The organism is Duodenibacillus massiliensis, assembly GCF_928721995.1.
Taxonomy (GTDB): domain Bacteria; phylum Pseudomonadota; class Gammaproteobacteria; order Burkholderiales; family Burkholderiaceae_F; genus Duodenibacillus; species Duodenibacillus massiliensis.
Genome location: NZ_OV788642.1, coordinates 2,152,529 through 2,166,778, shown reverse-complemented (window position 1 = coordinate 2,166,778; position 14,250 = coordinate 2,152,529). Strand labels below are relative to the sequence as shown.

At 58.4% G+C, this 14,250-nt stretch carries 9 protein-coding genes; 6 read left to right on the top strand and 3 right to left on the bottom strand.

The genetic code is table 11. From position 1 onward, the window contains the following. The first annotated feature begins 7 nt into the window (after positions 1 to 7). Positions 8 to 274 (top strand): cytochrome c3 family protein, encoded by a 267-nt coding sequence (locus NXF97_RS09950; RefSeq protein WP_274955868.1) that lies wholly within the window; start codon positions 8 to 10, stop codon positions 272 to 274. 98 nt (positions 275 to 372) lie between these two features. On the opposite strand, the gene ansB is transcribed toward NXF97_RS09950, so the two are convergent. The 3 genes from ansB to NXF97_RS09935 form a co-directional block, all read right to left on the bottom strand. Further along, positions 373 to 1,422 (bottom strand): L-asparaginase 2, encoded by a 1,050-nt coding sequence (gene ansB / locus NXF97_RS09945; RefSeq protein ID WP_274955867.1) that lies wholly within the window; start codon positions 1,420 to 1,422, stop codon positions 373 to 375. 266 nt (positions 1,423 to 1,688) lie between these two features. Continuing rightward, on the bottom strand, positions 1,689 to 2,033 hold the full coding sequence (locus NXF97_RS09940) for a hypothetical protein (RefSeq protein ID WP_274955866.1): 345 nt from the start codon (positions 2,031 to 2,033) through the stop codon (positions 1,689 to 1,691). Between the two features lie 3 nt (positions 2,034 to 2,036). Continuing rightward, complete coding sequence (locus NXF97_RS09935) at positions 2,037 to 3,290, bottom strand: hypothetical protein (protein WP_274955865.1); 1,254 nt, start codon at positions 3,288 to 3,290, stop codon at positions 2,037 to 2,039. Positions 3,291 to 3,526: 236 nt separating this feature from the next. On the opposite strand from NXF97_RS09935, the gene bcsA reads away from it, so the two are divergent. From bcsA to NXF97_RS09910, 5 genes are read left to right on the top strand one after another with little or no spacing between them, the layout of a single operon-like run. Next, positions 3,527 to 6,133, top strand: coding sequence for a UDP-forming cellulose synthase catalytic subunit (gene bcsA, locus NXF97_RS09930; RefSeq protein WP_274955864.1), 2,607 nt, complete (start codon positions 3,527 to 3,529; stop codon positions 6,131 to 6,133). A 21-nt stretch (positions 6,134 to 6,154) separates the two neighbouring features. Next, on the top strand, positions 6,155 to 8,362 hold the full coding sequence (gene bcsB, locus NXF97_RS09925) for a cellulose biosynthesis cyclic di-GMP-binding regulatory protein BcsB (RefSeq protein WP_274955863.1): 2,208 nt from the start codon (positions 6,155 to 6,157) through the stop codon (positions 8,360 to 8,362). Next, positions 8,362 to 9,471, top strand: a complete 1,110-nt coding sequence (bcsZ, locus tag NXF97_RS09920; RefSeq protein ID WP_274955862.1) for a cellulose synthase complex periplasmic endoglucanase BcsZ — start codon at positions 8,362 to 8,364, stop codon at positions 9,469 to 9,471. Before bcsB ends, bcsZ begins: the two co-directional genes overlap by 1 nt. A gap of 9 nt (positions 9,472 to 9,480) precedes the next feature. Beyond that, positions 9,481 to 11,109 (top strand): cellulose biosynthesis protein BcsG, encoded by a 1,629-nt coding sequence (gene bcsG / locus NXF97_RS09915; RefSeq protein WP_274955861.1) that lies wholly within the window; start codon positions 9,481 to 9,483, stop codon positions 11,107 to 11,109. Further along, complete coding sequence (locus tag NXF97_RS09910) at positions 11,093 to 14,224, top strand: cellulose synthase subunit BcsC-related outer membrane protein (RefSeq protein WP_274955860.1); 3,132 nt, start codon at positions 11,093 to 11,095, stop codon at positions 14,222 to 14,224. Before bcsG ends, NXF97_RS09910 begins: the two co-directional genes overlap by 17 nt. The last annotated feature ends 26 nt before the right edge of the window (positions 14,225 to 14,250 follow it).

Genomic DNA, 14,250 nt, shown 5'->3' with positions numbered 1-14,250 from the left:
AATTTCTATGAATTTCCGCCTGATCGTTTTGGCCTGCGCAGGAGCCGCCTTTATGGCCGGTGCCGCTCAGGCTGCACCCCTTGCAGACCGCCATATCGGCCGCGGTCTGACCTGCGACAAATGCCATACGCCCGCGCCCCCGACAGTGAAGTTTGAAAACTGCCTGCAGTGCCACGGCGGCGTTGATAAGCTCATCTCCCGCAAGCCCGTGCATGCCGTTTTGAAGAACGGTAAGCCCAACTGCGGTATGTGCCACAAGGGCCACAAGGAATAATTTTTCCGGCTGCTGCCCACACAAAAATTCCCCTTTCCGAAACCGGTCAGGGGAATTTTTTTTGACGTCAGAAATCCCGGGAAACCCCGGTCAGACAATTAGTACTGATCGAAGTAGTCCTGAAGCTTCTTGTAGTCGTGGGTCTTCGTAAGGCCCAGCTGCAGCAGGATGCGGGCCTTCTGAGGATTGAGCGTGCCGGAAGACATAAAGCCGTACTTGTTGTCGTCGACTTCCGCGTCCTTGGTGGTGGCGCCCGTGGGAACGCGCGAGCTTCTCACAACGGCGATACCGTTCTTGGCGGCCTTTTCAAGCACCGGGAAGATGGACTTATGGATGTTGCCGTTACCGACACCGGCGTTCACGATGCCTTCGTAGCCGGCGTTCACAAGCGCCTTCACCTGCACGTCTTCCACGCCGCCGTGGTTATAGACGATACCGACCTTCGGGAGCTTCGTGAGGTTATCGACCTTAAAGGGCGTCTGGTAGGTGTGCTTGCGCAGGGGCTTACTTTCGTAGGTGACCTTGTTGTTGAAGATCGTGCCGACCTTGCCGAAGTTGCCGGCGATGAAGGTATCGGGCTGCACGGTGTTGGACTTCAAAACGTCACGGGCACCGACAACGATGTTGTTCATCGCAACGACAACACCCTGTTCGGCCGTCGCCTTCGTGGAAGCCACGAGCACGGCGTTATAGAGGTTACGCGGACCGTCCGCACCGAGACCGGTCGAAGGAAGCATTGCGCCCACGAGCACCACGGGCTTCTTGCAGCGCAGCGTGAGGTTGAGGAAATACCCCGTTTCTTCCATCGTGTCCGTGCCGTGCGTGATCACAAAGCCGTCATACTTGCTACAGTCGGCGTTGATGGTCTTATTGAGTTTGAGCCAGACGTCATCGGTCATGTCCTGAGAACCGATCTGCACGACCTGCTTGGGAACGATGTTGGCGATTTCGGCAAGCTGCGGAACAGCAGCCACCAGGTGGTTCACCGAGACCTTGCCCGCGGTGTACGAGGACCCCGTTGCGGAATTACCGGCGCCGGCAATCGTGCCGCCCGTGGCGAGCACGGCAATGTTGGGCAGGCCGGCAACCGAAACGGACACACAGGCAGCGGCAGCGGCGGCTGCCATCATGGTCTTAACTAGCTTCATCTTCTCACTTCTCCGATGTAGGCATCCTTTGTGAGCGGACGCCTTCGTGGTGTTTTCCGCCGGACAAAAGGGAAGGTTCCGGCAGAGCTTGAGCGCCCGGCGGCTGGCCTCATCTGAGACACCCGGCGGGGAAATGCCGGGGGGCCCGTTAAGACTTATCCGCAAAGCGTTGTGTCGACGCAAAAATCTACGCCGTTCACCTTAGCAACGATACGATAAAGCGCGGCGCACCGCAAAGAAAATTACGATTTTTTTTTCGGATTCTTCTAAACAACCCGCGCTTGAAAGCGCGGGGTTTCCTGACACAGTGCAGGCTTTCCCGTAACAGCCAAGGTTTTTGAGGCCTTGTCTGCCCGGGCGTCCCCTGCACCACAGGAACATTTAAAACGCAACCGCTCTACGGGTACAGGCTTCATCAGCTCGATCCGTCGGTTCCGGCGAAGGACTGCTTCGTCTTGCCGATTCGCTGGTTTGTACCGCACTATCGATCCGGCGTTCCCTGAGACTTGTTTGTGCCTCGCAAGCGCTGATTGCTCAGCCTTCAGATCGTAGCTGTCAGTGGCGGGATCCGCGAAATACAGGTTCATGGCGGCCGCGACATCGCGGTCCATGTACTAGCCCGTATCTCCCAACTGATGACTTCTCTCCCAAAGAGCCTTCTTACGGTACGTTCCCGTTTCGGGATCGTGCTGACTCGGGCGCAGTTTCCGGGGACTGACTTCCACCACACAACAGCCGGCGCTTTCAGCCTTACTTGTCATCCGGGTTATCAATCCTGCAATACCGCTTTTGCCCAAACTCTTGCCGTATCCGGCTCTCTGAAATGCTTTGTATGAGTTCTTCTCCACAATGACGGTGCCGGCCCTGCCGAACACCTGGTTAATCACTTCGCCGTGCAGGCAACGGCGGGTTTGCGCCTGGCGGCGGTACAGATCCGCAAGTTTTTCCTTTGTTGCCTTATAGGTCTTGGATTCCTTCCAGACAATCTTTTTTCCGGCGGCTTTAACGGTGCCGTCCGCGTTGTAGCACTCCCGATTCGTGTCTCTGCGGGAGCGGTCCATGGCACGTAAAAGACACGCAATCTCCTTTTCCTGAGAGACAGTGCCCGCGCTCACCAAAATCTTTTGCTGCCACTCGGGGCTGTAAAAAGTCATGGTCCTCGGGCCCGGGTCAACAGCCACCTTGAGATCCTTGGGAGCATAAACGTGCTTGACGGGCGGTACGCCTTCGACAATGAGCTGAACAAAGTAGCGCATACGGCCGCGGATCATCCGCCGGACAAGACGGCAGTATTTGACACGCTTAAAGCCGGACGGATCTGTTGCTGAAAGAAGCGCTTCTTTCTGCCAGGCATCCGGCTCTTCAGCCTTTATCACCAGATCCAAAACCTCGAGCGTCCACGTCTTAGCCTTCCAACGCAACCCTGTTTTGTTTGATTTTCCCTCTACGCTGTGCAAGCCCCGTTTAGCACTCTTAAACCGCGGCTGACCTCCCTGATGAAGCAACCAGCGCTCAATGCCCTGCCAGACACGTGTGGCAATTTTCTGCGCTTCGTTGATGCCGATGCGCTTTGTAAAGCCGCCCTTGGCACGGTGCTCTTTCACGACATCATGCAGGGCATACTCGGAAAGGCGGGCGGACTTCTGAATTTCCTTAAACCGCTTGTTGCGGTCTTTGCCCTTGGGCATCGCGGCCGTCAGCTTCCATGCTTCAGTGCTTTTCATGGCGCGCACACGTTTCTTTGCCGTTCCGAGAACAGCATTGAAGAGCTGGCGTGCATCGGAGAAGTAGGTCTCCAGTGCACTTTCCTGATCCTCTCCGGTTTTCAGGCCCAGCTCGATGACAAAGGACGGGGTGCGCGATTTCATAGCGGCTGAATATACCTTAAGCGAAAACTATGTGCATGGTTTGGCTGCGTTTGGGCCAAGATTAAAAAAATTTCGAAAGCCTGCATTCCTCCCGGGGCTCAATCCCCGGGCTTCCTGCGGGAAATTCTGTGAATAACAGGTGCGGGCCGTAACAAACCTTTAAGAATCGGCCCTGAAACGGCCCCCGCCCACGTAAAATGGCGGGTCAACGCGATTTTTCAGTTCCGGCCACTCCCATGCAGTTTTCCTTGTTTTCCTCGGTCTGTGAGGCCGGGCGGCGTCGTTTAGCCCTGTGGCTTGCCGCCGGCACCTCCAAAGCCGCCGCCTGTGTGAATCTCTTTTTTCTCGCCGCGGCCTGGCTGATTCTTCCCTTGGAAAAAGATCCCTGGAAGGGTATTCTCGCGCGCTTTTCCCGCGTGCTCCCCGATCCCGCCAAGGGGGCGCTTCTTCCCCTGGACGCCCTGCGTATCGTCATTGAGTTTGTGTGGCTTACCCTTTTCCGACAGCCCGCGGAAGGAACGACCCGGTTTGTTGCCTGGGTGAAGGCCGCCCTGCAGGGGTTTTGGGCGAAACTTGCGCGCGCAGGCGACATCTTTGCCGAAAAAGGCCGTCAGTTCATTAACCGCAGTGACGCCGAGATGGACTCGGTGGAAGCGCGCGGCGCCCATTTGTCGCCTGCGGTGCGTAAAGTCCTTCTCTGGACCGTGGGGCTTGTGTCTTTCGGGCTTGCGCTTTTAACGATCACGCAGCCCTTTGACCTTGAGGGACAGGTGCTCTTCCTTTCGGCGATGCTCGTTCTGGCGGTTCTCATCGTACAGATTCAGGCGCGCCTGCCCCTGATGCTTCTTTTCGTGATTTCGATTGTGGTCTCCGGGCGCTACCTCTGGTGGCGCTGCACGACAACCATCAGTCCGGACTCCTGGATCGAAATTGTGCTCGGGCTGATTCTGCTTGCCGCGGAAATCTACGCCTTCCTCGTGATGGTGCTCGGGTACTTCCAGGTCTGTTGGGTTTTGGACAGAAAACCGGCGCCCCTGCCTGCGGACCGCAGCACCTGGCCGCACGTTGACATCTTTATTCCGACCTATAACGAGTCCTTAGACGTCATTAAGCCCACGGTTTTTGCTGCGCTTAACCTCGACTGGCCCAAGGAAAAACTCCACGTTTATCTGCTGGACGACGGCTCGCGCCCGGCGTTTGCCGACTTCATGCGCGAAGTGGGCGCGGGCTACATCAAACGCAAAGAACACAACCACGCCAAGGCCGGCAACATCAATCACGCGATGACCGTGACAAACGGCGAATTCATCACGATTTTTGACTGTGACCATGTGCCCTCCTGCGACTTTCTCTTAAAGACGATGGGGTGGCTTGTTGCCAACCCCAAAATTGCGCTCGTTCAGACGCCGCATCATTTCTATTCGCCCGATCCCTTTGAAAAGAACATGCATCTTGAACGCGCAATGCCCATTGAAAACGCGCTCTTTCACGACTTTATTCAAAAGGGGAACGACACCTGGAACGCCACGATGTTCTGCGGGTCCAGTGCCGTGATGCGCCGCAAGGCGCTCGAAGAAGTCGGAGGCATTGCCGTTGAGACCGTGACGGAAGATGCGCACACGTCTTTGAAACTCAACCGCCGCGGGTGGTCCTCTGCCTTTATTGATACGCCGGTTGCCTCGGGGCTTTCCACCGACAACCTCGCCGCGCACATCGGACAGCGCATCCGCTGGGCGCGCGGCATGATTCAGATTTTCAGGCTGGACAATCCCCTGTTGGGCCGGGGCCTTACGCTGCCGCAGCGGCTCTGCTTTTTTAACGCCATGCTGCACTTTTTCCACGGTCTGCCGCGCATCATCTTTCTGGTGGCGCCCCTGCCCTACATGTTTTTCGGCACCTACGTGATCTACGCGACGGCAGCGTCCATCTTTGCCTACGTGCTGCCGCACATGATTCACTCGGCCTTAACCAACCAGCGCCTGCAGCGCGGCCACCGCTATCCTTTCTTAAGCGGCGTCTACGAGACGATTCTCTCCTGGTACATCCTGCTGCCCACAACCGTTGCGGTGATCTTTCCGCACAAGGGAAAATTTAACGTGACCGCCAAAGGCGGCACCATCGGCCAAAAGTATCTTGACTGGCATATTTCGGTTCCCTACCTCATTTTGCTCGGGTTAAATGCCGCGGGGCTTGTGGTGGGTATTTTCAAGGCCTTTATGAGCCCCAATCCCGAATATCTGACGCTTGCGATCAATATCGGGTGGATCGCGTACAACCTCATGATTTTGGGCGCCACGATGGCCGTTGCCGTGGAAGACGTGCAGCCCTATAAGTTCCCGCGCATTGCGCTCAGAATCCCCGCGCCCGTGACGCTCCCTGACGGCCGCATCATCAACGCGCAGATGACCGAGTACTCTCAGGATACGGTCTGCATTGCGCTTGATAATCCGGCCGAAGCTGAAAGTCTTTTGGCCGCCAAATCTGCTTTCGTGACGCTTTCAACCGACGGGCAGGACTACCGCTTTGCGGTGACGCCGTCGCTATTTAAAGCGGGCGACCGGGTCGAACTCACATTAAACCTCACGACACTGCGCGAAGAAATTGAATTTAACCGCTGCACCTTTGCGCGCCGCGGTATGTGGGCAATTGCCCCCGAAGGGCACGTTGACGACCGGTTCCTCACCGGGTTCGTGCGGCTTGGGAAACTTGCCCTTTACGGCTTTGCCTCCATGATCGAATTTCTGCCGGGACGCTTAGGCGTCATCCGCACCGCCTGCCGGTGGCTTGCGAGCTTTGCGCCGCGAAGCCTCAAAGCGGGCAGCAACACAACCCTTAATCCGTGACCTCGTATGCGAACAAAGAAAATGCAACTGATCCGCAAACTTGCCGTTGCCGCACTTCTGCAAACAGCTCTCGCGGCCGGCGCCGCCGACGTTCTTCCGGCCGCCGCCCCCGCCGTGCCCGCTGCCGCCGACGCCGCGGCCGTCATGTCCGCCTCCTACCCCCTTCTGGACCTTGTGCCCGGAGGCGCAGTGCAGACCGTGCGCCTTACAGGCACCAACGGCACGCAGTACTTTGACTTCGGCGTTCGTAACGATGAGTCGGTGACGTCCGCCAAGCTCAAACTCGTCTTTACCGCTTCCCCGTCGCTTTTGGCGGAAACCTCGCAGTTAAACGTCTACTTAAACGGGCAGCTGCAGGATACGGTGACGCTGAAAAAAGACCTCACCGGCAAAAGCGTGCAAAGCGAAGTGACGCTTAATCCCAATTCGATCCGCGAGCACAACCAAATCTCGGTGCAGTTTATCGGGCACTATCAGCCCGTGTGCGAAAACCCCACGAACGAAGCGCTGTGGCTTACGTTGGATCCGGCTTCAAAACTCACGGTTGAAACGGAACGCCTGAGGCTTTCCAACGACCTCGCCCGGTGGCCCGCGCCCTTTATTCAGGCTTCAGGCACCAAGCCCACGGTGCTCCCCATTGTCTTTGCGGGTGATCCCGACAACGAAGAAAAGACCGCGGCCGCGGTGTTTGCCTCGGCTGCCGGGAAACTCGCGGGCTGGCGTGGCATTGACTTTCCTGTCTACTACAACACCGTCCCCCCGGAAGGGCACTTCATTGTGTTTGCCGCGGACAACAAACGCCCGGCCTTCTTAAAGGATATGGCCCCGGCTTCGGGCCCTGAAATCCGGATTGCGGACGCGCCGGCAAGCCGCTACGCCAAGATGCTCGTTGTGTCCGGCAAAACCACCAAGGACGTGGTGACGGCCGCAAAAAGTTTTGCCACAAGCGAACACGTTCTGATCGGCGAGCGCCTCCGAATCAAGGACTACAAGGAACCCGCAGTGCGCGACGCTTACGATGTGCCGCGCTGGATCAAAACGGACTCCTCGGTCGCGTTTTCGGACCTGATGGAATACCCGGGACAGTTAACGGCCAAGGGGCAGACGGCTCCCGCGGTGCATCTGCCCTTAAGGCTCCCGCCCGACCTCTACCTCACGGGCGGCAACGATCTGACGCTTAACCTCCGGTACCGCTACACTAAGCCCAGCGTCGGCGACACCGCGCAGCTTCGCGTGCTCATCAACAATTTCCTTGTGGATTCCGTCAACTTGAGCGACAAGGACAGCCGCGGGGAAAAGACGGTGCACCTCCCCTCCTTTGAAGGCGCCTTAAAGCCGCGCGCGGAAAAAGCGCTTGCTTTGGGAGCAGTGAACGACCTCCGGTTTGAACTCAATTACTCGCAGTCTTTTTCGGAAGGCACTCTGCAGAACTGCCGTTCGGTGGCCTTCCTGCCGCACCAGCTTGAGATTGAACCGGGGTCCGTGGTAAAACTCGCCGGGCCCTACCACTGGACGGAGCTGCCGAACCTCTCGCTTTTCACGCAGACGGGGTTCCCCTTCTCCAAGTACGCCGATCTCTCGCAGACCGCGCTTGTGACGCCCAAAAATGCAACGCCCGCCGAAGTGACCTCCATGCTTAACGCCGTGGGGCGCATTGCGGCGGTCACGGGCCTTGCCGCCGTGCACATGACGGTTTCCGACAACCTCAAAGACCCGGCGGTGCGTGACAAAGACATTCTCTACACGGGAAAACTCCCCGACGGGGAACTTGCGGACTTTAACGAGCAAAGCGCCCGGGCGCTTACCTCGCACCTCGCCGACACGTTCAGTAAGGGTGAAGTCACAGAAGGCGCTGCCGCGAAAGAAAAAACCGACGATGCGGGCGCAGGCGTCATCGTCAGTTTTGAGTCGCCCTTTACTCAGGGCCGCACGGTCGTTGCACTTTTAAATGAAGGCGAACGCGGGGGCTACGAACTCAACACGCGCCTGGCTGACCCCACGGCGCTTACGCAGGCCGCCGGAAGCGTCTCCGTTGTCACCGAAGGCAAGACCCTTTCCTTTGACACGGGCTCACACTTTATGAGCGGCAACCTCCCCTGGTACTGGCGCGTCTGGGTGGCGGTGAGCGACCATCCCTTCATCCTCATTATCTGTGCCGTTTTGTGCGCCCTCATCGTGGGAACCGGCATTTTCCGCTTTATGCGCCGTCAGATTAAGGAGCGTGCCTGATGCGACTCACACCGTTTGTTACCGCGGCAGCGGCCGCCCTGATGTTTGCCGCCTCGGCTCACGCCTCCTGGGATCTCTGGGACAAAATGAAGGCCGTCGGGATGGAAGACGCCCGTGTCGTTGACTACAGCGACTCTCGTTCGATCACCACGAGCGAAGGGCAGTCTTATGCGCTCTTTTTTGCGCTCGTTGCCGGTGACCGCGACACCTTTGAAAAAATGGTGAAGTGGACGCAGGACAATCTCGCGGGCGGCAGGCTTGATAAAACCCTGCCCGCTTGGCTCTGGGGCGCAACGGGGGGCGACGGTGCCGCCCGGCGCTGGGGCATCATCGACACAAATAATGCCGTTGACAGCGACATGTGGATTGCGTACTGCTTACTGGAAGCCGGACGCCTCTGGAACCGGCCCGACTACACGGATAAGGGTAAGCAGATGATGGCACTGATTGCCAAAGAGATCCGTGATGTTAAAAACGTCGGCAAAGTCCTTCTGCCCGGGCGCATGGGTTTTGAAACGAAGGACACGGTGAAACTTAACCCCAGCTACTACCCCTTGTTTATCCTGAGGCGCTTTGCCGAAATCGACCCCATGTGGAACGCCGTTTTTGACGGGTCTCTCAGAGTGCTGCTGCGCTCAGCCCCCAAGGGCTTTGCTCCGGACTGGGTGCGGTTTGACAAAGAAGGGCGCATCGTTGAAATGCAGGACCCGGACAACGCGATCGGCAGCTATAACGCCATCCGCACCTATCTTTGGGCCGGCATGATGAGTCCGAAAGACCCGGCCTACGCGGTTTTAAAGCGTCAGTTTCAGCCGATGGTGGAAGCGGCGGTGACGCTCGGAGCACCCCCGGAGAAAGTCAATCTCAATACACTCGCGATGAACAAGGCCGGCAATCCCGGGTTTGCCGCCTGTATTCTGGAACTTGCCGAGCGCACGCCCTCCGCACAGAAAGCGGCTGCGAGGATCCGCACGATGCTTACCGCCATGCCCGTTCAAAAGGACAACTACTACACCAACATGCTCATTCTTTTCGGTCTCGGGTTTGACTACCGGCTCTTTGCCTTTGATGAAAACGGGCGCGTGTGGTTTCCGCGCGCGGCAAAGTAAGGAGGCGCGATGACAGAGAAAGTAACGACGGTTTCCTCCCTCTTTGAGAGCCCCTTTTTACGGGGCCTTGGGTGGTGGAACGTCTTTTTTGCCTGCGAGTTTGCGCTTGCGGCCTGCGACTACTTAAGCCTCAGTGTTCTTTATAACGCGCTGCTCTTTTTCGTGCTGCTTCTGCCGGTTGCAAACCGAAAGATTTCGATTGCCCGGCAGGTTCTCGCGGCCGCGGGCGCCGCGGTGCTCGTTTATTCCGAAAGCTGGCTCCCCGGTTTAGACAGCATCACAAGTAACGCCGCCAACATCGCCGGGTTTTCCGCGAGTTACATCAAAGAACTGCTCTGGGACTTTGTGAACTTTGAGATGGTCGGCTGGGGCATCGTGATTGCGCTTGCCTACCTCGTGCTCAGAAACTGGATCCGGCTTTCCGTTGTCACCGTCCTCTATTTTGTCGGCTTTGTACTGACGCCCTATCTCTGGAACGCCGTTAATCCCCCGGAAACGGAAACGCCGGAATTGGCTGCCGCCGACACAACAGCAGCGGAAAGCAAAAAAACGGCTGCGGGCGCAGCTGACTCCGCGACCATCACGAAGTGGCTCGCGGCCTTTCATGAGTATGAAAAGGACCGTAAGGCGCAGCTCCCTGAGGGGCTTTCCGCCAAAGACACGCCCTTTGACATTGTGATCATGAACATCTGTTCGCTCTCCAACGACGATCTCGCGGTGAGCGACCTCACAAACCACAGTGTCTTTTCGCGCTTTAACCTCATTTTCGACCGGTTTAATTCGGCAACGTCTTATTCGGGCCCGGCAACGCTGAGGCTTCTAAACATGGCCTGCGGTCAGCCCTCGCACGACGATCTTTACGTCTCGCGCCCCGAATGCCAGATCATGAACCGGCTCGACAAACTCGGCTTTAAGCAGCATCTCTATCTCGACCACAGCGGCGACTACGACGACTACCTCGAGACGTTGAGAAACAAGGCCGGACTCACCGCGCCCCTGGAAAGCGACAAGCGCTATCCGATCCGCTACATGGGCTTTGACGATGAGCCTTTGGCCGATGACCTTGCCGTGTTAAGAGACTGGAACCGCCGCACGGCGCGTGAAAAGGGAAGAAGCGTCACGCTCATGAACTTCATGGCGCTTCATGACGGCAACCGCCTGCCGCGCCACGCCCACTGGGAAAACTTTAAGCCCCGCGCAAAGATTTTCCTTGATCAGCTGCAGGCCTTTATGCGCGATATTGAGCGAAGCGGCCGCAAGGTGATGCTGATCGTCGTGCCCGAGCACGGTGCTGCCGTAAGAGGCGACCGCGTGCAGACCGCGCGGCTGCGTGACATTCCGAGCATGCGCATCACGCAGGTGCCGACGATGGTGAAGTTTTTCGGTCTTAAGGAACTTAACAGCAAGACCGTGCATGTCACCGGGGACACGAGTTACCTCGCTTTGGGCGCACTGATCGGCAAAGTCCTTGAGACGAACTTCTACTCCTCCCCCAAGGGCACGGTGGACCTTACGGAACTGGCTGCAGAACTGCCGCAGACCAATCCCGTCTCGGAAAACGCCCAGTCGGTTGTTCTTACCTATAAGGGCCGCGACTACTTAAAGCGCGGTGATAACTGGGTTGTCTATCCCAAGTAAAAAGCGCGGGGCCGGATTCTACGGCCCCCTGCTTTCGGTCCCCGCCCGCGCCGGACTCACGGTCCTGACGGCTGCGCTCGTCCTTTGCGCGCCGGTGTCCGCGGGCGCTGCGGACGCTAAACCCGATGCGGCCCAACTCATTGACCGCGTCATCAACGCGCACCGCGCAGGGCACTTTCAGCAAGCCTCTGATGCTGTCGATGCGCTCATTGCCTTACGGCCCGCGCGCGCGGACTACCGGCTTGAAAAGCTGCGTTTGACAGCACTTACCCCGGGCGAGAACAAGCCGGGGTTAAGCCCTCAGCTTGAAATTCTCTGCAGCAGCAATGACGGCCGCGTCTGTGAGCAGGCCCGCTTTGTCGCGCAGTTAACCCAACCCCGTTATGCCGAGAGGCTCAGGCGCATTTTTGCGCTCGAAAAAGACGGGAAATACGCCGAAGCTTTAGCTGGTTACGACGCGCTTTTCGGGGGCGCACCGGGCGAAAACGGCCTGATGGTGCGTTACTGGCGCAATATGCTGCATACGCCCCGCGTGAAGGACGCGGAAGCCGCGCTTGCGCTCTTGGCAGGCACGGCGCCCACCGATCCCTTAATCGGCCGTCGGGCCGCCTTTGAACTCAAAACCTTCCGGCTTAACCGCCTCTCGGTAAACGGTCTGCGTGACATCGTGAACCCCAAAAAACGCCAGAGAGCCGCGGAAGACTTAAGCCTCGCGCTTTTAACGGCGCCCGAGGACAGCCGCGCCAAAACCTGGCGTAAGGCGCTCGATGAAGGCATTTTCCGGATTGCGGTTGAAAAGGCGAGGGACGCCGTGAAAGCCCGGGAACTCGCGCAGGCTGAAAGCTGGTACTTACGGGCGCTCCCCGCGGCGCCCGCCGCCCGCAAGACCGGCGTGATGCTTGATCTTGCCGACATCGCGCGGCAAAAGGGGGAGTACGGAAAAGCCGGAAAACTCGTTGAGAGGGCGCTCTCCGGAAAGAACTCAAGCGCAGAACTCAGGCGCGAAAAACTCGACGCGATCTACGCTGAAGAGTTGGCGTCACTTGCGAACATCTACGAAAAAAACGGCAATCGCCCGCTTCTGATTTACGTTTTGCGTAAGCAGATCAATCTGGTGGGCGAAACGCCCGTTTTGGTGCGGCGCCTTGCGCAGGCCTATCTCGCCGAAGGCGACAAAACCCGCGCCCTTGCGCTTTTTGAGTCCGGAGACAAAAAGCGCCTTGCGTCCGCCGCCTGGGCCTACGCCTATGCGGTGACGCTTTACGGCGCGGAAAAACCCGATGACGCGATTGATGTTCTCACGAAGGCCGAAGGTAAGCGCCCCGAGCACCTCGCGTTTTTAGAGCGCCTCATCACCGAGCGCACCATCCGCACCGCCAAAGCCCGCGCCAACCGCGGTGAATGGCAGCAGGCCTTAAAGGAACTCAATACCCTCACGACGGCAACGCCTGACATCACAAGCCTCAGGGCGGACTGGGCAAGCCGCACGCCGGATAAAGAAGAGGCCTTGAGGCAGTACCGGCGCCTTTTTGACGAACCGCAGTTTACGGTGGAAGCGCACCTTTCGGCCGCAGCGATTGCGCTTGAGCTGGGGCGCGCCGATGATGCCGCAGGCCTTTTGGACAGCATGACTTCGGACCCCCGCAACCGCATGACGATTGCGCAGGTCAGGAAAGCCGTGGCAACCTACGGCAAACTCGGCCGCACGGCCAAGGTGCGAGACCTCTACAAAACCTACTCGCAGAACATCCCCGCGGCCGTTAACCGCGACTACGCGCTCTTTAACCGCGACAAGGCCGCCTGGCTTCAGGAAAGAGGCGACACCGAAGGGGCACTCACCGCCTACCGGCAGGCCTTCGTAAACGCCGGCCTTACCGCAGCCTACCCGGCCGACGACCGCGACTTTACGCACGCGATGTTGTCGCCCGATACCGAAGACGACTGGATGCGATCGGCCTTAAGGCTTCACTCCTCGCTTCTTTACCAAAACGACAATGTGATCGTCACGACGGGCTACCGCAAGGTCCACGATGAAGGCACCCCGGGGTATTCGGACACGCGCGCCGATATCGGCATGGTGCAGATGATGATGCCCGCCAAGGGCGGCACGCTCACGATCCGCAGCGACACGGTACGCTACGACATGGGGGCGCTTGTTCCCGGCGAATGGGAGTCGATGACGGGGACCTGCTTTTCCGGGGGCTGCAATCCCGCGGGCGGCAAGACCCGCGCCACCGGAAGCCTTATTGCCGCGGCGTGGGACAACGGCGTCTGGGCCTTTGATATCGGCACCACCCCGATTGGTTTCCACTACACCGACATCACAGGCGCCCTTTCCTACAGCTTTAACTGGGGAGACACGAGTCTTACGGCAGAGGCCTACCGGCGCGCCAAAGACGCGTCGCTTTTAGCCTACGGCGGGCAGCGTGACCCCGCAACCGGCAAATGGTGGGGCGGCGTACGCCGTACGGGCGTGTCGCTTTCGGCTTCGCGCGATGACGGTACCGGAATCGGCCTCTGGGGCAAGATTTCCGCCGAAACCATCCGCGGACGAAACGTCGCCGACAACACCAGCTGGCAGGCAATGGGCACGGCCTACACGCGCCTTATCAGTAAACCCAACCATGAGTTCACACCGTCCTTATTTGTGATGCTCTGGGGTTTTGACAAGGATTTAAGCGGCTATACGTTCGGCCAGGGCGGCTACTATTCACCCCAGCGCTATGTGGGTTTCAACATTTCCTTAAACGATACGGGCCGCACGGAAAACTGGACCTGGCGAGTGACCGCCACCGCGGGGCGCTCTTACGCCAAAACCGAAGGCATTGCCCGCTATCCGCTCCCCGGAAGTATTCCGGCCTGGCAAAAACCCAATATGTCGGATTTGACAAGCGTAAGTTCCACTTCCGCGGACTGGAGTAACAGCTGGTCGGTGCAGGCCAACCTTGAGCGCCGCCTCGGCAGCCACGTCTCGGTGGGGGCCGCCGCCGGCATTTCGCGCGCCCCCGACTACAACTACCGCTGGGGGCTTGTGTATCTTCGCTGGTACATGCGAAGCTGGGAAGGAAACCTTCCGATGCCAGTACCCCTTTTGGTCCCCTACTCCGAGCGATAAAAAAAGCGCCCTTAACTCGGGCGCTT

Bases quoted from the DNA above. Each gene is read 5' to 3' on its own strand.
- NXF97_RS09950 (WP_274955868.1), top strand. From the start codon at position 8: ATGAATTTCCGCCTGATCGTTTTGGCCTGCGCAGGAGCCGCCTTTATG.
- ansB (WP_274955867.1), bottom strand. From the start codon at position 1,422: ATGAAGCTAGTTAAGACCATGATGGCAGCCGCCGCTGCCGCTGCCTGT.
- NXF97_RS09940 (WP_274955866.1), bottom strand. From the start codon at position 2,033: ATGGACCGCGATGTCGCGGCCGCCATGAACCTGTATTTCGCGGATCCC.
- NXF97_RS09935 (WP_274955865.1), bottom strand. From the start codon at position 3,290: ATGAAATCGCGCACCCCGTCCTTTGTCATCGAGCTGGGCCTGAAAACC.
- bcsA (WP_274955864.1), top strand. From the start codon at position 3,527: ATGCAGTTTTCCTTGTTTTCCTCGGTCTGTGAGGCCGGGCGGCGTCGT.
- bcsB (WP_274955863.1), top strand. From the start codon at position 6,155: ATGCAACTGATCCGCAAACTTGCCGTTGCCGCACTTCTGCAAACAGCT.
- bcsZ (WP_274955862.1), top strand. From the start codon at position 8,362: ATGCGACTCACACCGTTTGTTACCGCGGCAGCGGCCGCCCTGATGTTT.
- bcsG (WP_274955861.1), top strand. From the start codon at position 9,481: ATGACAGAGAAAGTAACGACGGTTTCCTCCCTCTTTGAGAGCCCCTTT.